This is a genomic window from Ancylobacter koreensis (assembly GCF_023016525.1).
Lineage (GTDB): Bacteria > Pseudomonadota > Alphaproteobacteria > Rhizobiales > Xanthobacteraceae > Ancylobacter > Ancylobacter koreensis.
Window position 1 is genome coordinate 39,950 of the sequence record NZ_JALKCG010000008.1, and the last position, 23,884, is coordinate 63,833.

The 23,884-nt window shown below is 71.6% G+C and carries 16 protein-coding genes; 1 reads left to right on the forward strand and 15 read right to left on the reverse strand.

Features of this window, described 5'->3' with window-relative positions; all coding sequences use genetic code 11:
- Positions 1 to 23: 23 nt before the first annotated feature.
- From glgX to cbiE, 10 genes are all read right to left on the reverse strand, one after another.
- On the reverse strand, positions 24 to 4,196 hold the full coding sequence (glgX, locus tag MWN33_RS19170) for a glycogen debranching protein GlgX (RefSeq protein ID WP_247202136.1): 4,173 nt from the start codon (positions 4,194 to 4,196) through the stop codon (positions 24 to 26).
- Positions 4,193 to 5,650, reverse strand: coding sequence for a glycogen synthase GlgA (gene glgA / locus MWN33_RS16495; protein ID WP_247202137.1), 1,458 nt, complete (start codon positions 5,648 to 5,650; stop codon positions 4,193 to 4,195). Before glgA ends, glgX begins: the two co-directional genes overlap by 4 nt.
- Before the next feature lie 133 nt (positions 5,651 to 5,783).
- Complete coding sequence (glgC, locus tag MWN33_RS16500) at positions 5,784 to 7,052, reverse strand: glucose-1-phosphate adenylyltransferase (RefSeq protein ID WP_247202138.1); 1,269 nt, start codon at positions 7,050 to 7,052, stop codon at positions 5,784 to 5,786.
- Positions 7,053 to 7,073: 21 nt separating this feature from the next.
- The gene (glgB, locus tag MWN33_RS16505; protein ID WP_247202139.1) at positions 7,074 to 9,308 is read right to left on the reverse strand and encodes a 1,4-alpha-glucan branching protein GlgB; all 2,235 of its coding nucleotides are present in this window, start codon (positions 9,306 to 9,308) and stop codon (positions 7,074 to 7,076) included.
- Between the two features lie 155 nt (positions 9,309 to 9,463).
- Complete coding sequence (locus MWN33_RS16510; protein ID WP_247202140.1) at positions 9,464 to 11,968, reverse strand: glycogen/starch/alpha-glucan phosphorylase; 2,505 nt, start codon at positions 11,966 to 11,968, stop codon at positions 9,464 to 9,466.
- Between the two features lie 88 nt (positions 11,969 to 12,056).
- Positions 12,057 to 12,434 carry a DUF423 domain-containing protein gene (locus tag MWN33_RS16515; protein WP_247202141.1) on the reverse strand — a complete coding sequence of 126 codons (378 nt, stop codon included), beginning with the start codon at positions 12,432 to 12,434 and terminating at the stop codon, positions 12,057 to 12,059.
- 3 nt (positions 12,435 to 12,437) lie between these two features.
- Positions 12,438 to 13,760, reverse strand: a complete 1,323-nt coding sequence (locus tag MWN33_RS16520; protein WP_247202142.1) for a cobyrinic acid a,c-diamide synthase CobB — start codon at positions 13,758 to 13,760, stop codon at positions 12,438 to 12,440.
- Between the two features lie 148 nt (positions 13,761 to 13,908).
- Positions 13,909 to 14,667: a precorrin-4 C(11)-methyltransferase gene (cobM, locus tag MWN33_RS16525; protein ID WP_247202143.1), complete on the reverse strand. Its 759-nt coding sequence runs from the start codon at positions 14,665 to 14,667 to the stop codon at positions 13,909 to 13,911.
- On the reverse strand, positions 14,664 to 15,074 hold the full coding sequence (locus tag MWN33_RS16530; RefSeq protein WP_247202144.1) for a cobalamin biosynthesis protein: 411 nt from the start codon (positions 15,072 to 15,074) through the stop codon (positions 14,664 to 14,666). The genes cobM and MWN33_RS16530 overlap by 4 nt, the downstream gene beginning before the upstream one ends.
- Positions 15,071 to 16,372, reverse strand: a complete 1,302-nt coding sequence (cbiE, locus tag MWN33_RS16535; protein ID WP_425532019.1) for a precorrin-6y C5,15-methyltransferase (decarboxylating) subunit CbiE — start codon at positions 16,370 to 16,372, stop codon at positions 15,071 to 15,073. Before cbiE ends, MWN33_RS16530 begins: the two co-directional genes overlap by 4 nt.
- Between cbiE and MWN33_RS16540 the strand changes: the two genes are divergently transcribed.
- Entirely contained in the window at positions 16,371 to 17,174 is an 804-nt protein-coding gene (locus MWN33_RS16540) for a cobalt-precorrin-6A reductase (protein WP_247202146.1), read from the forward strand. The two genes, cbiE and MWN33_RS16540, sit on opposite strands and share 2 nt — an antisense overlap.
- Here the strand turns inward: MWN33_RS16540 and MWN33_RS16545 are convergent.
- Genes MWN33_RS16545 through cobN form a run of 5 tightly spaced genes read right to left on the reverse strand, consistent with a single transcriptional unit; the run spans position 17,144 to position 23,788 of the window.
- Positions 17,144 to 17,932: a precorrin-3B C(17)-methyltransferase gene (locus MWN33_RS16545; protein ID WP_247202147.1), complete on the reverse strand. Its 789-nt coding sequence runs from the start codon at positions 17,930 to 17,932 to the stop codon at positions 17,144 to 17,146. The two genes, MWN33_RS16540 and MWN33_RS16545, sit on opposite strands and share 31 nt — an antisense overlap.
- On the reverse strand, positions 17,929 to 18,666 hold the full coding sequence (locus tag MWN33_RS16550; protein WP_247202148.1) for a precorrin-2 C(20)-methyltransferase: 738 nt from the start codon (positions 18,664 to 18,666) through the stop codon (positions 17,929 to 17,931). The genes MWN33_RS16545 and MWN33_RS16550 overlap by 4 nt, the downstream gene beginning before the upstream one ends.
- Positions 18,663 to 19,298, reverse strand: a complete 636-nt coding sequence (locus MWN33_RS16555) for a precorrin-8X methylmutase (protein WP_425532020.1) — start codon at positions 19,296 to 19,298, stop codon at positions 18,663 to 18,665. The genes MWN33_RS16550 and MWN33_RS16555 overlap by 4 nt, the downstream gene beginning before the upstream one ends.
- On the reverse strand, positions 19,299 to 20,507 hold the full coding sequence (cobG, locus tag MWN33_RS16560; protein ID WP_247202149.1) for a precorrin-3B synthase: 1,209 nt from the start codon (positions 20,505 to 20,507) through the stop codon (positions 19,299 to 19,301).
- A complete protein-coding gene (gene cobN, locus MWN33_RS16565) occupies positions 20,504 to 23,788 on the reverse strand; it encodes a cobaltochelatase subunit CobN (protein WP_247202150.1) in 3,285 nt (1,094 codons plus the stop codon). Before cobN ends, cobG begins: the two co-directional genes overlap by 4 nt.
- Positions 23,789 to 23,884 lie beyond the last annotated feature (96 nt).

A 23,884-nucleotide genomic window follows, 5' to 3' on the forward strand; every position in this document is an offset into this window, starting at 1 on the left:
GCGGCGGCCACGATGCCCGGCGATCAGGAAATTCGGCCGCGCTCCTGCCTCATGGCCGCGAGCGCGGCCGTGGCCGTTGGCGAGGCCATGACCTCGTCCAGCGGACGCGTCAGCCGGCGCCGCCAGTTCGGCCGCTCGCGATCCGTGCCGGGCAGGTTGACCGCGACGGTCTCCCCCGCGAGGTCGTCGAGCTGGGCGAAGGCGAGCACGGAGGGGGTGCGCGCGATATAGGCATGCGCGGCGGCGAGGAAGGCATCGTCGAGCGGTGCGCCTTCCCCCGGCAACGCGGCGATCAGCCCTTCCCGGAGCAGCGCCTCGGCAAGCCGCGCACGCTCGCGCGCACGCCCGGCGAGAGCCGCCGTCAGGCTTTCCTCGGTGTCGAGCCCCAGCGCGTGGCGCTCGGCGATGTCCGCCCCCGTCCACCAGCCGGCCAGTGTCGGCAGGTCGTGCGTCGAGATGCAGGCCGCCGCGAGCGTGGGATAGTCCTGCGGTGGCGTGAAGTCCTGCCCCTGCGCATCCTGGCCCTGCCGCTCGAACCACAGCACGCGGTAGGAGAGCATGCGCTCGCCTGCGAGCTGTTCGTGCATGCCGAAGGGCACGGTGCCGAGGTCCTCACCCACCACGAGGCATTCCGCGCGGACGCTCTCCAGTGCCACCTGCCCGGCGAGGTCGTCGAAGGGCATGGCGAGATAGGCGCCGTCCGCTCCGCTCGCCCCGTGCGGGATGAGGAACAGGCGGCGCAGCCCCATCACATGGTCGATGCGGAGCGCCCCGGCGTGGCGCATATTCGCCCGCAGCAGGCCGGCATAGCGCGCATAGCCGTCGCGGGTCAGCGCCAGCGGGTCGAAAGGCGGCAGGCTCCAGTCCTGACCCTCCGGCCCCAGCGGATCGGGCGGCGCGCCGACGCTCACCCCTTGCATCAGCATGGAGGCTTCCGACCACGCCTCCGCGCCGTCCGGTGTGGTGCCGACCGCGAGGTCGCGGTAAAGGCCGAGCGACAGGCCGGCGGCGCGGGCGCGTCCGGCGGCGGCGGCGAATTGCCGGTCGGCGATCCATTGCTGCCAGAGCGCGAAGCGCACCGCCTCGGTATTTTCGCGTCCGAAGGCGGCGGGCGCCGGGCCGTCGGCATCGGCGAGCCCGCCCGGCCAGTCGCGCCAGCCTATGCCCGGATGCGCGGCGGAGATCGCCTGATGCAGGGCGAAGCGCGCCAGCGTCTCGCCGCCCTCGGCGACGAAGCGGTCGAAATCGCCGTCGGGTGCCTTGCAGAAGGCCGCGAACGCCGCCTCCAGTGCCGCGAGCTTGACCGCCCAGACGCCGGGATAGTCGATGCCTCCACCGCCCACCACTGGCGCGAAGGTGGCGCTGTCCGCCCCCAGCGCGGCGACGTCGATATAGATCGGGTCGAGGAAGCGCCGGTCGGAGGGGGAATAGGGGCTGGCGCGCTCGCGCTCGCCGGGAAACAGCGCGTGCAGCGGGTTCAGTCCCAGCACCTCCACGCCCGCACCGGCGGCCAGCTCCGCCAGATCGCCCAGCGCGGTGAAGTCGCCGATGCCCTGATCGTTGATCGCCCGGCGCAGCGTGTAGAGATGCATGCCGATGCCGGTGATGCGCCCGCCGTCAGCAAGGCGCGGCGGCAGGTAGCAGGCGGGCGGCGCCACGGTGAGCCGGCACTGCACGTCGCCCAGCGCCAGCACATGGCGCCCAAGGGGCAGGTCCGGCAGCTCGACGGTGCGCACGCTCGCCAGCCGCCCGTCGGGCAGCTCGACCATCGCGCGCCGCCCGTCTTCGGGGCGGATGGCGCATTCCAGGCTGTCGCCGTTCTCAAGACCGATGGCGAGGTCGAGCCGGCCCGGCGAAATCGCCGCCGCACCTGCCAGAACCAGCGTGCAGGGCCCGCCGACGCGCAGCACGCGGGCGTGCGGCAGGGCGCGGCCGACACGTTGCTCGGAGAGGGCCGCCAGCGCGTCGCGCACCTCGCCGTCGCCGTCCGCCGGAAGGCGCAATGCCGCCAGCAGGGCGCGCTTGGTGTCGTCGCTCACGCTCCGGCGGTTGCCGTCGACGTCCCGCCACGCGCCGTCGATGCCGGCGCTGGCGGAGAGACGCTCCAGAAGCTGCGGATCGCCGCGCCGGGTGCTGCGCGCGTCGGCTGTCTCCACCAAGACGCGCACGGACCGCGCGGTGAGCCGGCCCTCCTCGCCGGGCGTGCCGTCCGGCGCGGCGGTGTCGAGCGCGGCGCGCCACACGAAGCCCGCGCGCGGCGGCGGCAGGACGAGGTCGAACGCATCGGCCGAGCCGTTGAGCGCCACGGCCACCCTGTCGGCCGGCCGTGCGCCGTCGGCGGGGGCATAGAACACCGCGACCAGCGCCCGCGTGCCGGCATTGTCCCAGTCGACCGGCCCGCCGTCCGGCGCGCGCCATTCGACGTCCCGCAGGCCACTGGCATCGACCGGATACCCGGTGAGTGGGGCCTCGCCGCGCAGGGCCGCATGGTCGAGCCGCAGCCGGACGAGTTGCCCGGTGAAGGCGGCGAGTTCCGCATCGACCTTCGACCAGTCGAGCCAGGTGAGCAGATTGTCCTGCGCATAGGCGTTGTTGTTGCCGGCCTGCGAGCGCCCGCACTCGTCGCCCATGGTGAGCATGGGCGTGCCGCGCGCCGTCAGCAGCGTCGCCAGCAGCGCCCGCATGTCGCGATGGCGGGCGGCGTTGATCGCGGCGTCGTCGGTCCAGCCCTCGACACCGTGGTTCCAGCTTCCATTATTGTCGGTGCCGTCGCGGTTCTCTTCGCCATTGGCCTCGTTGCGCTTGTGCTCGAAGGCCACCAAGTCGGCCAGGGTGAAGCCGTCATGGGCGGTGATGAAGTTGATCCCGCGCGACAATGGCCGGTGCCGGCCGGCGAAGATGTCGGCGGAGCCGGCGAGCCGGCTGGCAAGCTCGCCCACCCGCCCGTCGCCGCGCCAGAAATGCCGCGCGGTGTCGCGGAAGCGGTCGTTCCACTCCCCCCATGCGGGCGGGAACTGGCCGACCCGATAGCCACCCGGCCCGATGTCCCACGGCTCGGCGATCAGCGCGAGGTCGCGCAGCATCGGGTCCTGCTGGAGCGCGGCGAGGAAGGGCGCTTCGGGGTCGAAACCGTCCGGCCGCCGGCCAAGTGTCGCAGCGAGATCGAAACGGAAGCCATCGAGCCCGCAGGCCGCCCAGCGCCGCAGCATGTCCATGCCGAGCCGCAGCACGGGCGCGCGCTCCAGCGCCAGCGTGTTGCCGGTGCCGGCGTCGTTGATCAGGCGCGCAGCGTCCTCGCGCGCATGCCGGTAATAGGTCGCGTTGTCGAGCCCGCGCAGGCTGAGCGTCGGGCCGAATTCGTCGCTCTCGCCGGAATGGTTCAGCACCACGTCGAGCACCACCCGGATGCCGGCGTCGTGCAGCGCGGCGACAGCGCGCGCCACCTCCTCGAAGCCGCCCGGCGCGAGACGCGGGTCGGGCGCTCCGAACACGACGGGGTTGTAGCCCCAGTAATTGGTCAGCCCGAGCGGGGGCAGATGGCGCTCGTCGATCCACGCCATGGCAGGCATCAGCTCGACCGTGGTGACGCCGAGGCGCACCAAATGATCCAGTGCCGCCGGCTGCGCCAGCGCCGCGAAGGTGCCGCGCATGTCGAGCGGGATCGCCTCGTTCAGCCGCGTGAAGCCGCGCACATGCAGCTCGTACAGCACCTGCGCATCCCATGGGAACGGCGCCAGCGGCGCGTGCACCGGCACCCCGGACCCATGGACGAGCGGATTGGGCACGATAGCCTTCGGCATGGAAGGCGCGCTGTCGGTCTCGTCGCGTTCGGCGCCGCGCGCGCGAGCGTCGAACTGCCTGTCATCGAGCCGGAACGGCCGGTCGAGCCGGCTGGCATAGGGATCGACCAGCAGCTTGCCGGGGTTGAAGCAGTGCCCCTGTTCCGGCGCCCACGGGCCGGCCGCGCGCAGCCCGTAGCGCGCGCCCGCCGGCACCCCGTTAATATGGGCGTGGAACACGTCGCCGGTGCGCGCCGGCAGAGCGATGCGGGCGGTCTCGACCTCGCCCGCCGCATCGAACAGGCAGAACTCGATGCGCTCCGCATGGGCCGAGAACACCGCGACATTGACGCCGGCACCCGTCGCCGTCACGCCCAGCGGTTCGGGATGGCCGGGCGAGACGGCGAAGGTGCTCACGCGGCGCGCTCCCCCGCGAGCTGGCGGAACAGCGCGTCATACTGACGGGCGGCACGCTCCCACGAGACATCGGTCGTCATGGCGTTGCGCTGCAGCTTCTTCCACAGCGCCTTGTCCCGCCAGAGCGCGGCGGTGCGCTTGAGCGCGAGTTGCAGCGCCGGCGCGGTGACGGGCGAGAACTGCACGCCGGTGCCGACGCCGGCACTGCGCGCCATCTCGTTGACGTCGATCACCGTATCGGCGAGGCCGCCGACGCGCGCCACGAGGGGAAGCGCGCCATACCGCAGCGCCGAGAGCTGGGTCAGCCCGCAGGGCTCGAAGCGCGAGGGCACGATGAGCACGTCCGAACCCGCCTGGAGCTGGTGCGCCACCGCCTCGTCATAGCCGAGCCGCACGCCGATGCGGCCGGGATGGGCCTGCGCCGCACCGGCGAAGCGACCGGCAAGGTCCGCGTCGCCCGAGCCGAGCAGCACGAGCTGCGCGCCGAGCTCCAGCAGCGTGCCGAGGCTGTCGGCCAGCAGGTCCAGCCCCTTCTGCCAGGAGAGGCGGCTCACCACGCCGAACAGCAGCGCCTCCGGGTCCGGGTCGAGCCCGAAGGCCGCCTTCAGCGCCACCTTGTTGGCGGCGCGCCCCTTGATGGCCTTGGCGTCGAAGGGCGCGGCGATCAGCGGATCGGCGGCCGGGTTCCACGCCTGTTCGTCGAGGCCGTTGAGGATGCCCGAAAGCACGTGGCTGCGCGCGTTGAGCAGGCCGTCGAGCCCCATGCCGCCCTCCGGCAGCAGGATTTCGCCGGCATAGCCGGGCGACACGGTGGTGATGCGGTCGGCCAGTTGCAGGCCGGCCTTCAGGTAGCCGACCATGCCGTAATATTCGACGCCGCCGAGGCCAAAGGCGTGCGGCGGCAGGCCGAGCATGGGGAAGTCATGGGCCGGAAACTGGCCCTGGAAGGCCATGTTGTGGATGGTCATGACCGTGCCCGGCCGGCGCGTGCCGGCATAGTGCAGATAGGCCGGGGCGAGGCCCGCCTGCCAGTCATGCGCGTGCACGATGTCCGGCACGAAGCCCGGCACCAGTCCGAGGCCGAGACCCGAGGCCACCGCGCCAAGCGCGGCGAAGCGCGCGGCATTGTCGGGCCAGTCGACCCCGTTGCCGCCAACATAGGGGCCGCCCGGCCGCTCGAAGAGATGGGGCGCGTCGATCACGAACAGGTCGAGCCCGCCGGCCCGCCCGGCGAGAAGCTGGGCCGGACCGCCGAACAGGTGGTCGAAGCGGTGCACCGGCTCGCCCGCCTCCAGCCCCGCCATCACGGCGGGATAGCCGGGAATCACCGTGCGCAGCTCGATGCCGTGCGGCGCCAGCGCCGCCGGCAGCGCGCCGGCGACGTCCGCGAGGCCGCCGGTCTTCACCAGCGGATAGACTTCCGAAACGACGGAGAGAACCTTCAAGGATGACACGCTTCGATCCCGAGCCCTGAAACCCCGGCTGCATATTCCGCGCCAGCCCCCTGCCGGTGCGCCCTGCGCCGCACGTCCACTCTATATCCGCTCCCCGTCACCCGGATGACTTTCGTCGGGAACGGGGGGCGGATCAGGCCGGCATCCGGTCGATCATCGACTGGGTGATCAGGCAGATGCCCTTCTCGGTGCGCCGGAACCGCTTGGCGTCGAGAACGGGGTCCTCGCCGACGACGAGCCCCTCGGGAATGCGGACATGGGAATCGATCACCACGTTCTTCAGCCGCGCCGACCGGCCGATCTCGACATAGGGCAGGATCACGCCGTTCTCGATCGAGCCGTAGGAATTGATCCGCACGCCGGTGAACAGCAGCGCCCGGCGCAGCGACGAGCCGGAGATGATGCAGCCGCCCGACACCAGCGAGGAGATCGCCTGCCCGCGCCGGCCCTCGTCGTCATGCACGAACTTGGCCGGCGGCGTGATCTCGGCATAGGTCCAGATCGGCCAGTCGCGGTCGTAGAGGTCAAGCTCCGGCACCACGCCGGTGAGGTCGATATTGGCCTCCCAATAGGCGTCCACCGTGCCGACGTCGCGCCAGTAGGGCGCCGTCTCCTGGTCCGAGCGCACGCAGGAGCGGGAGAAATGGTGCGCCACCGCCTTGCCGTGCTTGACGATGTAGGGGATCACGTCCTTGCCGAAATCATGCGTCGAGAGCGGATCGGCAGCGTCGCGGCGCAGCTGGTCGATGAGGAACTTGGTCTCGAACACATAGATGCCCATCGAGGCCAGCGCCTTGTCCGGGCGGCCGGGCATGGCGGGCGGGTCCTTCGGCTTTTCGAGGAAGGAGATGATGTTGTCCTTCTCGTCGACATGCATCACGCCGAAGGCGCTGGCCTCCTCGCGCGGGACCTCAAGGCAGCCCACCGTCACGTCGGCGCCCTGGTCGACATGCTGCTGGAGCATGATCTCGTAGTCCTGCTTGTAGATGTGGTCGCCGGCCAGGATGATGATGTGGCGGGTGTCGTAGGCCTCGATGATGTCGAGGTTCTGGTACACCGCGTCGGCCGTGCCGAGATACCACATGGTCTCGGAGACGCGCTGGCTCGCGGGGAGCACGTCGAAGCTCTCATTGCGCTCGTGGCGCAGGAAGTTCCAGCCGCGCTGCAGGTGCCGGATCAGGCTGTGCGCCTGGTACTGGGTGGCGACGCCGATGCGGCGGATGCCGGAATTGATGGCGTTGGACAGCGCGAAGTCGATGATGCGTGACTTGCCGCCGAAATAGACCGCCGGTTTGGCGCGACGATCGGTCAGCTCCATCAGGCGGCTGCCGCGCCCGCCCGCGAGGACGTAGGCCATGGCCGAACGGGCCAGTGGAGCATTCTGAAGCGTCGGCCGTGCCATGAAGCGTCGTCTCCCTGAAGTCTATTGCCGGTCCACGACCGTGCCCTGCGGCGCGGCCTCTTCCGGTTCCCATTTGAAGTAGAGCGTGGCGAGCGGCGGCAGCACCACATGGGCGCTGGCCGGCATGCCGTGCGCGGGCGCCTCATGGGCCGTCACCGCGCCGAGATTGCCGAGCCCCGAGCCGCCGTAGCCGTCCGCATCGGTGTTGAGGATCTCGCGCCACCGGCCGGCTTTCGGCAGGCCGAGGCGGTAGCCGTCGCGCGGCACGGGCGTGAGGTTCGCCACCATGACGACCGGCGCGTCCTCCTCGCCGCCGAGCCGCAGCCAGGCGAAGACCGACTGGTCGCGGTCGTCGACCACGATCCAGCGGAAACCCTCGGGCTCGCAGTCGCGTGCGTGCAGCGCGAGCGTGTCGCGGTAGAGATGGTTGAGGTCGCGCACCAGAATCTGCATGCCGCGATGATGCGGCCCCATGCCGACGAGATGCCAGTCGAGCGAGCGCTCCTCGCTCCATTCGCGCCGCTGGGCGAATTCCTGCCCCATGAAGAGCAGCTTCTTGCCGGGATAGGCCCACATCATCGCGTAATAGGCGCGCTGGGTGGCGAAGCGCTGCCAGTCGTCGCCGGGCATGCGGGTGAACACCGTGCCTTTGCCGTGCACCACCTCGTCATGCGAGAGCGGCAGCACGAAGTTCTCGGTGAAGGCGTAGACGAAGCCGAAGGTGATCTTGTCGTGGTGCCAGGGGCGGTAGACCGCGTTCGTCGACATGTAGTCGAGCGTGTCGTGCATCCAGCCCATGTTCCACTTGAAGCCGAAGCCGAGCCCGCCGGCATGGACCGGGCTCGACACGCCGGCCCAGGAGGTCGATTCCTCGGCGATCACCACCGTGCCGGGATGCTCGGCATAGATGGTCTCGTTGGCGCGGCGCAGGAAGGCGACGGCATCCTTGTTGTCGTTGGAGCCGTCCGGGTTGGGCGACCACTCCCCGTGGCGGCGCGAATAATCGAGATAGAGCATGGACGCCACCGCATCGACGCGCAGACCGTCGATGTGGAAACGGTCGAGCCAGTACAGCGCGTTGGCGATCAGCATATTGGCGACTTCGCGCCGGCCGAAGTCGTAGATCGCCGTATTCCAGTCGGGGTGGAAGCCGCGCTGGGGGTTCGAATGCTCATAGAGAGGGCCGCCGTCGAAATGGGCAAGCCCGTGAATGTCGGTTGGGAAGTGCGCCGGCACCCAGTCGAGGATCACGCCGAGGCCGGCCTGGTGCGCGCGGTCGACGAAGCGGGCGAATCCCGCCGGGTCGCCGAAGCGGCTGGTCGGCGCGAAAAGCCCGATCGGCTGGTAGCCCCAGGAGGCGTCCAGCGGGTGCTCGGAGATCGGCAGCAGCTCGATATGGGTGAAGCCCATCCACGCCGCATAGGAGACAAGCTGGTCGGCCAGTTCGTCATAGGAGAGGAAACGGTTGCCGTCGCCGCGCCGCCAGGAGCCCAGATGCACCTCGTAGATGCTCATCGGCTTGCGGCGCGCCTCGCCTTCCGCGCGGGAGGCGACATGGGCCTCGTCGTGCCACTCGAAATCGTCGGTGCGCGCCACCACCGAGCCGGTGGCCGGGCGAAACTCGCCCCGGAAGCCGAAGGGATCGGCCTTCAGCGGCAGCAGCCGGCCGTCGGCCGAGACGATCTCGTATTTGTAGATGGTGCCGATGCCGACGCCGGGGGCGAAAATCTCCCACAGCCCGCTGTCGATGCGCTTGCGCATCTGGTGGCGGCGACCGTCCCACTGGTTGAAGTCGCCGACCACGGAGACGCGCGCCGCATTGGGCGCCCACACGGCGAAACGCACGCCGTCCACGCCCTCGTGTTCGCACGGATGCGCGCCGAGCCGCTCATAAAGCAGGCGGTGCGTGCCCTCGACGAGCAGATAGTCGTCGAGCGGGCCGAGCACCGGGCCGAAGGAATAGGGGTCGTCGAGCAGCCACTCGCCGCCGTCGTTGCGCGCCCGCAGACGGTAGCGCGCCCAGGCGGGACGACCGGGCACCAGCGCCTCGAAGAAGCCGGCATCATGGCGGCGGGAGAGGTCGGCGATCAGCGTACCGTCCGGCTCGATGGCCTCCAGCGTGCCAGCATGGGGAACGAAGGCGCGGATGACGAGCCCGTCCGGCGTCTCATGCGGACCCAGCAGGCCGAACGGATCGTCATGGCGGCCGCCTACGAGTGCGTCGACCTCACGGCCGGGCGCCTGCCACGCGAACATCACTGTCAACCTTTCCTGAGCCGGACTACCGGGATCAAGACCCGTGCACAGTGAAGGTTCCCCTACCGCCAAGACAAAGTCCACGATTCACGGCCACCTGTGGTGGCGAAGCCATAGAAACGGGCCGCGCGGCGGACGCCGCACGGCCCGCCGGGTCAGCGGACGGGACGCACCGGCACGTTCCAGATGTCGGTGGCGTATTCGGTGATGGTCCGGTCGGAGGAGAACCAGCCCATATTGGCGGTGTTGAGCGCGCTCGACGTCCACCAGGCGGCGCGGTCGTGCCAGCGGGCGTCGACGGCGCGCTGGGCATCCCAATAGGCGTCGAAATCCGGCGTCACCAGGAAATAGTCGTGGTGGCGCAGCGCGTCGACCAGCGGCTTGAAGCGGTCCGGCTCGTCCGGCGAGAACACGCCGGAGCCAACCGCGTCCAGCACCTCGCCCAGATGCGCCGAATTGCGGATCGCGGTCATCTCGTCGACGCCGTTGCGCCGGCGTTCCTCGACCTGCTCGGCGGTGAGGCCGAAGATGAAGATGTTCTCGTCGCCGACATGCTCCTTGATCTCGACATTGGCGCCGTCGAGCGTGCCGATGGTGAGCGCGCCGTTGAGCGCCATCTTCATGTTGCCGGTGCCCGACGCCTCCATGCCGGCGGTGGAGATCTGCTCGGACAGGTCCGCCGCCGGGATGATGACCTCGGCCAGCGAGACGTTGTAGTTCGGCAGGAACACCACCTTCAGCAGATCGCGCACGGTCGGGTCGTCGTTCACCACCTTGGCGACGTCGTTGGCCAGCTTGATGATCAGCTTGGCCATCTGGTAGCTCGCCGCCGCCTTGCCGGAGAAGATCTTGACGCGTGGCGCCCAGTTCTTGGCCGGATTGGCGCGCATCGCGTCATACAGCGCGATGGTCTCCAGGATGTTGAGGAGCTGGCGCTTGTATTCGTGGATGCGCTTGATCTGCACGTCGAACAGCGCGCCCGGATTGACCTTGATGTCCAGCCGGTCGCGGATCAGCCGGGCGAGCGCCACCTTGTTCTGCCGGCGCGCCGCGGCGAGGCGGTCATGCAGCGCAGAATCGCCGGCGAACTGCGCGAGCTTGGTGAGCTGGGTGGCGTCGTCCAGAACGGCGGGGCCGCACACGTCGACCAGCAGCGAGGTCAGCGCCGGATTGGCCTGATAGAGCCAGCGGCGGAAGGTGATGCCGTTGGTCTTGTTGTTCATCCGCTCGGGGAACAGGCGGTAGAAATCCTTGAAGACCGTGGTGGTCATCAGGTCGCTGTGCAGCGCCGCGACGCCGTTGACCGAGTGCGAGCCGAGGAAGGCGAGGTTGCCCATGCGCACGCGCCGGCCGTGATCCTCCTGGATCAGCGACACCGAGGAGAGCAGCGCGTCGTCGCCGGGGAACTGCGTGCGCACGCGCTCCAGATGCTTGGCGTTGAGCAGATAGATGATCTGCATGTGGCGCGGCAGCACCCGCTCCATCAGCGGCACCGGCCAGGTCTCCAGCGCCTCCGGCAACAGCGTGTGGTTGGTGTAGGAGATCGTCCGCACCGTGATGTCGAACGCCTCGTCCCACTCGATGTCGTGCTCGTCGAGCAGCACGCGCATCAGTTCGGTCACCGCGATGGAGGGGTGGGTGTCGTTGAGCTGGATCGACACCTTGTCGGGCAGCGAACGGATGTCGCCGAAGCTGTCGACATGGCGGCGGATCAGGTCGTGCAGCGAGGCCGCGGTGAAGAAATACTCCTGCCGCAGCCGCAGTTCCTGCCCCGCCGGCGTGGCGTCGGAGGGGTACAGCACCTTCGAGATCGCCTCGGCCTTCACCTGGTCGGCCAGCGCGCCGACATGGTCGCCCTGGTTGAAGGCGTCGAGCCGCAGCGGGTCGACCGCGCGCGCCGACCACAGGCGCAGCGTGTTCACATGGCGCCCGCGCCAGCCGACGATGGGCGTGTCATAGGCGACCGCCTCGACCTTCTCGGCGGGGTGCCAGACCTGCTTCTTGCGGTCGTTGCCGACCGTGAGCGTCTCCACCGAGCCGCCGAAGCCGATGTCGTAGAGCACTTCGGGGCGCTCGAACTCCCAGGGATTGCCGAAAGACAGCCAGTCCTCGGGATATTCCATCTGCCAGCCATTCTTGATGCGCTGGCGGAACAGGCCGTGGTCGTAGCGGATGCCGTAGCCATAGGCGGCGATGGAGAGCGTCGCCATGCTTTCCATGAAGCAGGCGGCGAGGCGCCCGAGGCCGCCATTGCCGAGCGCCGCGTCGGGCTCGACCTGACGCAGGCGGTCGAGGTCGACGCCGAGATCGCCGAGCGCCGCGCGCACCGTATCGAGCAGCTCCAGATTGGTCAGCGCGTCGAACAGCAGGCGGCCGATGAGGAATTCCAGCGAGAGGTAGTAGACCCGCTTGCGGCCTTCCGAATAGGTCTGGCGCGTCGACGTCACCCAGCGGTCGACGATGCGGTCGCGGGTGGCGAAGGCGGTGGCCAGGAACCAGTCACGGTCGCTCGCCGCCGCCGGATTCTTGCCCACCGCATAGGTGAGCTTGGCGATCACGGCGGCGCGGAACTTGGCGACGTCGTCGCCGGCGGCGGGGGTGACCGCGCGGGCGGGGGTCTCCGGCTTGTCCAGCATCTTCTCTTCGACCTCGACTGACATGTGCAGCTAGTGCTCCCGTTGCGGCCGCCGTCCCGGCCGGGCCGGGCAGCGGCTACTCAAACTGCTTGATGCAACCTTTTGGCCAAGTTCAGCCGGCACGGGCGCTCCGCTCGAAAGCCGCCAGTCCAAGGACCAGCCACCCGAGGATCAGCATAGTCCCGCCGGTCGGCGCGGCCATAGGAAAAATCGTGATGTCCCAGAGCGCCCTGCCGGCCAGTGTGCCGGAAAACAGCACCGTTCCGAGCGCGAGGATGCCGCCGCCGGCGGTGGCCAGCGACCAGCCCGGCCCGCGCGCGGCGGCCAGCGCCACGGCGCCGATCACGGCGGCGGCGCCGAACATCAGGAAATAGGCGGCGGTGGTCAGGTTGGGATCGGGGCTCATATGCGCCCCGGCGGCGGCCGCCGCCACGCCCGACGCCCCCATCAGCCCGGCCAGAAGGACGAGAAAGCGGCGGAAGGCGTTCATGACTCACTCCAGTGGTTGGTCGACCGCGATGACGTGGAAGAAGGTTCCCGACACCTGCCCGCGGCGGCGGCCGGCAGGTCCCAGAGGATTACCCTGACCGTCGCCCAGTTCGACCAGCGGCGCATCGTCGCCGGGATATGTGACGCTGGCATAATGGAATTCGTGGCCGCGCAGCCGCGTGCCCGCCGGGCCCACAGGAGAATCCGCCAGCGTGATCGCGCGGCGATAGCCAAGATTGAGCCGTCGGCGGGCAAAGCTCGTGGCGTGGCCGAGCAGGCCGAGCATGGGATGGGAGACGCCCTGCGCGTCCTCGATCGCCTCGCCCAGAACCATGAAGCCCCCGCACTCGCCATGCACCGGCCGTGTCCGCGCGAAATCGCGCACGCCGTCGAGGAAGCGCGAGGCATTGGCGAGCGTGCCGGCGTGCAGCTCGGGATAGCCGCCCGGCAGCCAGCAGATGTCCGCCGCTTCCGAAGGCGCCTCGTCGGCGAGCGGCGAGAAGGGCAGGATTTCCGCTCCCGCCTGCCGCCAGCCGGCGAGCAGGTGCTCGTACATGAAGGAGAAGGCGACGTCGCGCGCCAGCGCGATGCGCTGGCCGGGTGGCGCCAGCGCGACGGGCGTACCCCCGGCCGGCGCCAGCGGCACCGCCAGCGCCATCAGCGCGTCGAGGTCGATATATGCAGCCGCCCGCGCCGCCAGATCCTCGAGCGCCGCCGCCAGCGCGGGATGCTCGGCCGCCTGCACGAGGCCGAGATGCCGCTCCGGCAGGCTGACCGCTCCATCGCGCGGCAGGCTGCCCAATATCTGGATACCAAGCGCGGCGATGGCCTCGCTGGCCTGCGTACGGTGTCGCTCGCTCGCCACCTTATTGAGGATCACCCCGGCGATGCGCACGGCCGGGTCATGCGTCGCGAAGCCGCGCACCACGGCGGCGGCCGATTGCGACTGGCCGGAAATGTCGAGCACCAGCACGACCGGCAGGCCGAGCCGCGCCGCAAGGTCCGCCGCCGCGCCGCTGCGCCCCGGCTCGCCGCCTATGCCGTCGAACAGTCCCATGGAGGCCTCGACGACCACCAGTTCCGCTTGGCGCGCCGCCTCGCCGGCCAACGCGTCGACCAGCGCCGGGCTCATGGCGAAGCTGTCGAGGTTCAGCCCCGGCTGCCCGGTGGCGGCGGCGTGGAAAGCGGGGTCGATATAGTCGGGGCCGGACTTCGCCGCCCGCACCCGCACCCCGCGCGCCGCCAGCGCCGCCGCGACGCCGAGCGTCACCGTCGTCTTGCCCGACCCCGAACGCGGCGCTGCGATGATGAAGCCGCGCGCGGTCATGGGCGGAATCCGGAGCGGCCGGTACGTCCTGCAGCACCGTCATGGCCGGGCTTGACCCGGCCATCCACGCCGTCCGGCCGGGCGCGGGCTTCGATGAAGCCGTGGATCCCCGGGTCAAGCCCGGGGATGACGGCATTCCAAAGCCCCCTCATTCGCGCCCCCGGAAGCGGCGCTGGTAGCCGGCATCGTACAGCGCGCTCTCGCGGAAACCCTCGGGCGCCAGCGCCCGGCCGACCATGATCAGCGCGGTGCGCTCCACCGGCTCGGCGGCAACCTTCGCCGCGATGTCGGCCAGCGTCCCCGAGATCACCCGCTGCGTCGGGCGCGTCGCCTCCACCACCACGGCAACCGGGCAATCGGCGCCGCAGACGGGCGTGAGTTCCGCCACCACCCGCTCCAGCGCGTGGATGGCGAGATGCACAGCGAGCGTCGCCCCCGTCGCGGCGAAGGTGGCCAGCGTCTCGCTCTCCGGCATGGCCGAGGCGCGGCCGGAGACGCGGGTGACGACGAGGCTCTGCGCCAGTCCCGGCACCGTCAGCTCGCGCCCCAGCACCGCGCTCGCCGCCGCGAAGGCCGGCACGCCGGGGGTGAGCGTATAGGCGATGCCGTGCCGCTCCAGCCGGCGCACCTGCTCGGCCACCGCCGAATAGATGGACAGGTCGCCCGACTGCAGCCGCGCCACGTCATGCCCCGCAGCTTCGGCGGCGAGGAATTCCGCCTCGATCTCGTCGAGCGAAAGCGGTGCCGTGTCGACGATGCGCGCGCCCGGCGGGCACCAACCCAGCACTTCGGGCGGCACGATGGAGCCGGCATAGAGGCAGACGGGCGAGCGCGCGATGAGATCGCGCCCGCACAGCGTCATCAAATCCGCCGCACCCGGCCCGGCGCCGATGAAATGAACCGTCACGGCTGCTGCGTCTCCTCGTCCGAAGCCTTGTCCGCCTCCCGCGCCAGCGCGCAGGTCACCGCGCCGAGCACGAAGCGCGGCCCGATCAGCGTCGAGCGCCTCCCCGCCGCCGCCAGCGCCGAGGCCTCCGCCACCGAGGGCACACCCATCAGCGCCACGACGCGCTCAGAATGGGTGACGGCGCGCGCGCCCGCCGCCTCCAGCTGCGTCTGCGGCACCATGACCAGCAGCAGGCCGAGATCGAGCGCCGCCTTGATGATTCCGGCCTCGCCACCCTTCAGCGCCGGTGTCGCCATCAGCGCGATGTCGCACAGCTTCACACCATGGCGCGCCATCGCCCCGCGCACGCAGGCGCAGACCTCCTCCGCGCTCACACCGCGACGGCTGCCGACCCCGGCGACGATCACAGGCCGCCCCCGGGCTTCACCCAGTTCCCAGGCTTCTCCCAGCTCCACTGCGTCACCGGCATGGCCGGCCGCCAGCCGGTGAGCCCGCCGACCGACGCCGCGCGGGCGACCGACAGGCGGACGAGCTCGCCGCCCTGCGCCGCGTGAAGGGCGATCAGCCGCGCCTCGGTCTCCAGCGTCACGCCATTGACCACCAGCCGCCCGCCGGGCCGCAGCGCCGCGATGGCGGCGTCCAGCACGCCGGAATCCCCCGCCCCGCCGCCGACGAACACCGCGTCCGGCACCGGCAGGCCGGCGAGTGCGTCGGGCGCCTTCCCCTCGACCACGGTCAGCCCCGGCACGCCGAGCGCATGCGCATTGCGCCGCGCCCGCGCCGCCCGCTCGGCGTTCTCCTCAATGCCGATGGCCCGGAGCGAGGGATCGGCCAGCATCCATTCGATGCCGACCGAACCCGCCCCGGCGCCGATGTCCCACAACAGCTCGCCCCGGCGCGGTGCCAGCGCGGACAGCGTCACCGCGCGAACCTCGCGCTTGGTGAGCTGGCCGTCATTCTCGAAGAACTCGTCGGGCAACCCCGGTGCGCGGGCAATGACGCGCGCGCCCTCCCCGGCCGCCAGCTCGATGCCGACGAGGTTCAGCGGATCGATGTCCCTGAGCGCGAAGCCTTCGGCGAGAGAAGAACGCAGCTGCTCGCGCGGCCCGCCCAGCGCCTCCAATATGTGCAGCGTCGACCCGCCGAAGCCCGTCCCCGCCAGCAGCCGCGCGATCTCGCCCGGCCCCGCCCCGTCCGAGGTCAGCACCAGCAGGCGCCGGCCGGGATTGAGATGCGCCCGCAAAAGGTCGAGCGAGCGGCCATGCACGGTGAGGCAACCGATTTCCGCCAGCGCCCAGCCGAGCCGCGCCGCCGCGAGGCTGAAGGAGGACGGCGCGGGAAGCGCGAACATCTCGCCGGCCGGCACATGACGGGCCAGCACCGCGCCGACGCCGTAGAGGAACGGATCGCCCGAGGCGAGCACGCAGATTCTTCGCCCGCGCAGCGCCAGCACCTCGTCGATGCCGGCCTCGAACGGGCTAGGCCAGGTGCGCGCCTCGCCGGTCACCGCGTCCCCGGCGAGCGCGAGATGGCGCGCGCCGCCGAACACGATTTGCGCCGCGCCGATCGCCGCCCGCGCGGCCGGCGACAGGCCTTCCAGCCCATCCTCGCCGATGCCGACGATGGACAACCAGCGCCGCTCCTGCGCATCGTCGCGCGACGCCGGATCAGTGGATTCCGGCACGCCGGATTCAACCGCCCGCATGGACATGCCTTCCCACAGCCGGGATGCCGGCGCCCCGCGCCTGCTCATCCTCGGCGGCACCTCCGAGGCCCGCGAACTCGCGGCACAGCTGGCCGCGCGCGGGGGCTACACGCTCAGCCTGTCGCTTGCGGGCCGTACGCGCAACCCGCTCGACCAGCCCGCCCCCACCCGCTCGGGCGGCTTCGGCGGTGTCGAGGGGCTGGCCGCGCATCTGAAGGCCGAGCGCATCAACGCGCTGATCGACGCCACCCACCCCTTCGCCGCGAGCATGTCGCGCAACGCGGCCGAGGCCGCGTGCAGTGCCGGCGTGCCCCTCCTCGCCCTCGTCCGGCCGGAATGGCGGCCCGTGCCCCGCGACCGCTGGACCGGGGCCGCCGACATCGCCGGCGCGGTGGAAAAGCTCGGCGCCGCTCCGCGCCGCGTGCTTGCCGCGCTTGGACGCAACGAGGTACGCGCGCTGGAAGCCGCCCCGCAGCACCACTGGCTCGTGCGCAGCATCGATCCCGTCGCGCCGCCGCTCGCCCTGCCGCGCGTGCGCTACATCGAGGCGCGCGGCCCCTTCGCGCAGGCGGACGAGCGCGCGCTGCTGGCGGAAAACCGGATCGACGCCGTGCTCTCCAAGAACAGCGGCGGCGAGGCCACCTACGGCAAGATCGCCGCCGCCCGTGCGCTCGGCATCGAGGTGATCATGGTTGCCCGCCCGCCCCGCCCGCAGGTCGAGACGGCGGCGAGCGTCGAGGCGGCGCTGGCGTGGCTGGAGCGCCTCCCCCATCACTCCTCCCCCGACCGCCGTGGCGTATAGACCAGCGCCGGCCGGCCCGGACGGGCGACGATGCGCGTCTCCGGCGAGCCGACGATGACGCAGGTCGCCATGTCCGCCATGTGCCCGCGCGCATTGCCGAGCGGCACCACGCGGATGCGCTCGTCCGGCCGGCCCACCGCGCGGCCGAAAATCACCGGCACCTCGGCGGGCAGTTCCTCGCGCAATATGTCGAAGGCGGCGTCGAGCTGGTGCGGGCGCGCCTTGGAGACCGGGTTGTAGAACGCCATGGCGAAGCCAGCCTTCGCCGCGAACCGCAGGCGCTGCTCGATCACCTCCCACGGCTTGAGGTTGTCCGACAGCGAGACGGCGCAGAAATCATGGCCGAGCGGCGCGCCACACCTGGCCGCCACCGCCAGCATGGCGGTGATGCCCGGGACGATCTCCACCTCCAGCGCGCGCCATTCCGCCGGCCCGGCCTCGATCGCCTCGATCACCGCCGCCGCCATCGCGAACACGCCGGGGTCGCCGCCGGAGACCATCGCCACCCGCGCCCCGCCCGCCGCATGGGCAAGCGCCGCGCCGGCGCGTGCAAGCTCCTCTCGGTTGTCGGAAGGGTGGCGCGTCTGGCCCTCGCGGGTCGGCACCCGCTCCAGATAGGGAATGTAGCCGTAGACCGCCTCGGCCTCGCCCAGCGCCGCCTGCGCCTGCCCGGTGAGGAAGCGCTCCTCGCCCGGCCCGAGGCCGATGACGGTCAGCCGGCCGGCCCTAGAGCCCGCAGCCTTGCCCGAATTCGTCATTCCCGTCCTCCCCAGCCCGGCACCAGCACGATGGCGAAATAAGGCGCCGGCCCGTCCGCCCGCCCCGCCAGCCTCTCGCAATAGCCCCCGTCCATCGTGCCGCGCTCGACATAGAGCGCCTGCCCGAGCTTGCCGGCAGCTTCCAGCGCGCGCCTGATTTTCGGCAGGTTGCGCCCCACCTTCATGATCACCGCCGCATCCGTGCCGGCAAGCCGGCGCGCCAGCTCGCCTTCCGCGAGCGTGCCCGGCAGCACGGAAAGCACATCGTCGCCCTGCGCGATGGGCGCGCCGGCCAGCGACCAGCAGCCGGACATGCCGGTGACGCCCGCGATGACCTGCGTCGGGTAGCGGTCGGCGAGCCGCACATGCAGGTGCATGTAGGAGCCGTAGAACATCGGGTCGCCCTCGGAGAGAACCGCCACCGTGCGCCCGGCGTCGAGATGGGCCGCCACAGCGCGCGCCGAGGCGTCGTAGAAGCTGGCGATGGCGTCGCGATAGGGCTCTTCGTCCTTCGCCATCTCGGTGGTCACGGGATAGCCGAGCGGCAGTTCCTCCGCCCCCGCGCGGAAATGCGAATGGGCGATGGCGCGCGCATGGCTCGCATTACCCAGCTTGGCGAAATAGGCGACCACATCGGCCGTGCCGAGCGCGCGCACCGCCTTCAGCGTCATCAGCTCGGGATCGCCCGGCCCGACGCCCACGCCGACGAGACGGCCTGCGGGAAGCGCGCTCATATTCCCGGCCTCGCCAACGCGTTGACCGCCGCCGCCGTCATGGCGCTGCCGCCCAGCCGCCCGCGCACCACCAGCCACGGCACGCCGTGGTCGCCGGCCGCCAGCGCGTCCTTGGATTCGGCCGCGCCGACGAAGCCGACCGGGATGCCGAGAATGGCGGCGGGCCGGGGCGCCCCGGCATCGAGCATTTCCAGCAGGCGGAACAGCGCGGTCGGCGCATTGCCGATGGCGACAACGGCGCCTTCCATATGGTCGCGCCACAGTTCCAGCGCGGCGGCCGAGCGGGTGGTGCCGAGCCGTTCGGCGAGCCCCGGCACGGCAGGCTCGCGCAGCGTGCAGATCACCTCGTTGTTCGCCGGCAGGCGCGCGCGGGTGATGCCGTGCGCCACCATCGCGGCGTCGCACAGGATCGGCGCGCCCGCGTTCAGCGCGTTGCGCGCGGCACGCACGACGCCGGGCGCGAAGTCGATGGCGAAGGCGGCCTCCACAAGCCCGCAGGCATGGATCATGCGCACCGCGACGTCGGCCTCGTCGGGCGTGAACCGGCCGAGCTCTGCCTCCTCGCGGATAATGGCGAAGGAGCGCTCATAGATCGCATTGCCGTCGCGCTCATAGTCGGTAGGGATCGACACTCAGCCCTCGTCCTTGTCCAGAAACTCCCGCGCGGCCTCGGCGAGCCGCGCCACGCCCACGCGCCACGCCGGAACGTCGCGCGGCGTGCCTTCGACCACGAGACCCGCCCCTTCGTCCAGCCCCACGATGGTGAGGCGCGCGGAAGCGGGATGCGCGCAGCCCTTGGCGCAGCCCGAAACGTGCAGTTCGCCCCGCCGCACATGGGGAGCGAGCGCCACCGCCAGGGCATGCGTCTCGATGCGGGCAGAGGCGCAGGCGGGGCGGCCGGCACAGGCGAAGACGCGGCGGCGGGGGTCGTCCGCTTGCGTGATGAACCCGAGTGCATCCGCCCGCGCGGCAAGTCCGGCCACGGCCGCCCGCGCCAGCCCCACCAGCAGCAGCGCCCGCCCGGCGGCGGGCTCGGCATGGCGGGCGCCGGCCGCGCGCGCCGCCTGCATCAGCGCCTCCAGCGCCTCTGCGCGCGTCTGACCGAAGGCGAGGCCGACACCGAGCGCGAAGGAACCGTCATTCAACGCGTGGGGACCCACCGGGTCCGTGGTCTCCCGCGCGGGCGTGTCTGCTCCAAGCGTGAGCGCGTGCCGCGCGGCGAGCGCTGCCAACCCCTCGCGCGCCAGAAATTCGTCCATGCGCGCCTGCGGCCCGGCCTGCGCGAGATCGCCCAGCAGCGCGACGACGAGCCCCGCCGCACGCGCGTCCTCCACGGTGCCGGCCGGCCGACCTGCCAGCGTGACGGTCCACCCGGTTCCGGTCGCGGTCAGCGCGATGTCGGCCTTCAGGGCGGCGAGCGAGAGCGCCCCGCCGGCGTCGAGCGTCACCGAAGCTTTCGGCGCGAGGCGTGGCACCAGCGAGGTCGCGCCCTCGCTTATCGCCGCCGCCAGCGTACGCGGATCGGCGTGCGCCGCCGGGTCGAGCCCGGCCAGCGCGGAGTGTTCCACCGGAAAACCGTCCGGCAGCGCAATGGCTAGGGTCGCCACGCCTTCCTCCAGCCGCGGCGTACTCACCGGCGTCAGCCCACGAATCTGCAGCTTGCCCCGTGCGGTCACTTCAAGAATGCCGTTGCCGAGTTCGTGGGCGAGGCGAGCAAGGCCGACCACATGATCAAAAGTCATGGGCTCCACAGGCTGCAGCCGCGCCAGCAGCCCGTCGCCGGTCGGCATCGGCGCGGGCAGCGAGGGACAGGCGCCCCGGCGCATCGCGGTCGCGCTCATGCCGCGCCCTTCCCCGCGAGCGCCGCCAGCGCCTGCCCGACATCGTTGCGGCGTGGGTGCCACAGGCCCTTTTCACGCGCGCCCTCGAAGCGGGCGGCAACGAAGCGCGCCGCCTCGGGCGACACGTCGATCAGGAAATCGCGCATCGCCGCGTCGTCGACATAGGCGGCGTGCAGCGTGTCGATCAGATGGCCCGGCACCGCCCGCGTCGCTTCGGCAAAGCCGATCAGCCGGTCTACCGTTTCGGCCATTTCCGCCGCCCCGCGCGGCCCGTGCCGGCGCAGCCCCGCCATGTAGCGCGGGTTCACCCGGCCGCGCACGATGCGGGCGAGCGCCCCTTCGAGCGGGCGGGCGACGGGCTTTCCCGGGTCGGAAGTGTCCAGCACCACGAGGCCCGGCGCGCGGCCCAGCCGCTCCGCCGCCGCCGCGAAGCCGCCAATGAAGGCAAGGTCGGCATCGCCTTCCAGAAGGTCGCGGCCGGGATCGTCCGCGCCATGGACCAGCAGGTCGGCCGCCGCCACCCGCGCGGCGAAGGCATCGCCGGCCGGGCGCGCCAGCCCTTCCGCCCCGCCATAGGCGTGCGAGGCGCTGGCGAGATAATCCTCGCCCAGCATCTCCCGCTCGATCCCGCTGGCGTGCCCGTCAACCCCCGCGCCGTAGGCGCCCGGCGCGGTGCCGAAGATGCGCACCGCTCCTTCCCCTGCCGCCCGCAGCGGGTTTTCTTCGTCGCCCTCCTCGCGCCGCGCCACCGCGCGGATGGCGGCATCGAGCAGCGCGATCTGCGCCGGGAACAGGTCGCGGAACAGCCCCGAGATGCGGAAGGTGACGTCGACGCGCGGGCGGCCGAGCGCGGCCGGCGGCAGCACCTCGACGCCGGTGACGCGGCCGGTCGCCGGGTCCCACACCGGGCGGGCGCCGATCAGCGCGAGGCCCTGCGCGATCTCCTCGCCGCCGGTGCGCAGCGTGGCGCTGCCCCACAGATCGAGCACCAGCGAACGCGGCCAGTCGCCATGGGTCTGCGCATAGGCGCGCAGCACCTCGTCGGCAGCGAGGCGCCCGAGGTCCATGGCGGTCGGGGTCGGCAGGCTGCGAGGATCGCTGGCATAGAGGTTGCGCCCGGTCGGCATCACGTCGGTGCGCCCGCGCCCCGGCGCGCCGGCCGGCCCGGCGGGCACGCGCCGGCCGTCGAGCGCAGCGAGCAGCCCGTCGCGCTCGGCCGCCCCGCACGGCCCGCGGCCATAGACATGGAAGCCGTCCTTGAGACGCATCTCCTTGATGTCGCAGAGAAAGGCGTCGATCCGCTGCAGCGCCTCGTCCGGCGCCGCATCGCCGGCCAGCCCGGCGTCGCGGGCAAGGCCGGTACGCGCCGCCTCCTCGACGATCAGCTTCGCCAGAAGCTCGCGCCTGCGGCGGTCGAGCCCGTCGGCCTGCGCATACTCATCCACCAGCCGCTCCAGTTCGGCGGCCTCGCCGGCGAGCCCCGCCTCCAGCGTGGGCGGCGGCAGATGGCCGAGCGTCACCGCCGCGATGCGCCGCTTGGCCTGTGCCGCCTCGCCGGGGTTCGAGACGATGAAGGGATAGGCGACCGGCATTGCGCCCAGCACCAGTTCGGGGAAGCAGCCGGCGGTCAGCGCCACATGCTTGCCCGGCAGCCATTCCAGCGTGCCATGCGCGCCCATATGGACGAGCGCGTCGGCCTCGCCTTGCAGCCACAGCCCGAAGGCGAGCAGCGCGTGGCGCGGCGGCAGCGCGGGGGCGTGATACTGCGCCCGCCGCTCGGCGTGCGAACCGCGATCCGGCGCGAGGGCGACGGTGACATGGCCGAATCGCGCCGCGCGAAAGCGGAAGGCGCCGTCGACGAGGTCCGTATCGTCCTCCGGCGCGCCCCACGCCGCGTGAACGGCGGCCACCGCCTCGGGCGGAAGGGTGGCGAGATGGGCACGGTACTCGGCGAGGGAGAGGCATGTCTCCCGCGAGTCGCTCCCCCCCGCACCGAGCCGCTCCAGCAGCCCCCGCTCATCCGTCGGTACGCCCTTCACCCGGTAGCCGGCGGCCTTCATGTTGTCCAGCAGCGCCAGCACGCTCGCCGGCACGTCGAGGCCGACCGCCCAGCCTGTGCGGCCGGGGACGCCGGCATAGTCCGGCATCAGCACGCTCACCCGGCGCTGCGCGGGAGAAAGACCCTGCAACCGCGCCAGTGCCGCCACGCGGCCGGCGACCTGCGCCACGCGGTCCGGCTCGGGCCGGTTCACCAGCCCGGCGAAGCCCGGCACGGCGGAGGATTCCGCCGGCGCCTTGAAGGAGAGTGCGCCGGCCAGCACCCGCCCGTCGAGCTCGGGCAGCACGACATGCATGGCGAGGTCCGCCCCCGTCAGCCCGCGCACGCCCTCGGCCCAGGCTTCGCGCGCCGTGGTGGCGACGATGGCCTGCAGCACCGGCACGCCGGGCATATCGAGCACGATCGCCTCCCCGGGATCGGCCGCGGCGAAGGCGGTAAGCGTCACGATGGCGGCCGGGTTCATGCCCGCCAGCGCCCCCTTCAGGAAGGCGACGGAGCAAGGCTCCTTCAGGCTGGCGACGAAGATCGGACGCGGATCGAGCCCGCGTTCCGCCAGCGCCGCGCACAGCGCGTCGACCGGCGCGGTGTCGGCGGCAAGCCACATGGAACGGTAGAAGATGACGGGGATGGCGGGCGTGGCGCGGCCGGCCGGCGAAGGCGCCTCACCTCTCCACCCATAGAACCCGGCGAGCGGCACCGGCGTCGGCTCGGCCGCCACGAGCGCCCGCCCGGCATGCCCCGCCAGCCGCTGCAGCAGGGCGCGCATGTTGTCCGGCCCGCCGGCACGGAAATAGCCGAGCAGCGCCTCCAGCTCCGGCGCCGGCAGGGTGGAGAGGTCGGCGAGGCGCGGGTCGTCGCGGTCTTCGCCGGGCAGCACGGCGAGCGTGAAGCCGCGCGCGCGCGCCTCGGCGCTCAGCCGCTCGACGCCGTAGCGCCACCAGTCGAGCCCGCCGAGCAGCCGCACCACCACGATGCGGGCATGGACCGCCACCTTGTCGATCCACAGGTCCACCGAGAGCGGATGGCGCAGGTCGCGCAGGCTGGCGAGGCGAAGGCTCGGGAGATCATCGCCCTCGCCCTGCGCGCGGGCCAGCGCCGTGGCGAGCCCCATCAGGTCGCTGTCGGTGAAGGAAACGACCACCACCTCCCCCGGCGTCTGGCCGAGGTCGACCGGCTCGACGAGATCGTCGAGGCTGGTCGAGGTGGTGGTGAGGATATGCATGGAGTCGAGCGTCCCTCAGAAGGCCGTCATCCCGGCCGGAGCGAAGCGCAGAGCCGGGATCGTTCTCCGTTCTGCACGCGATCCCGGACCGGCCTG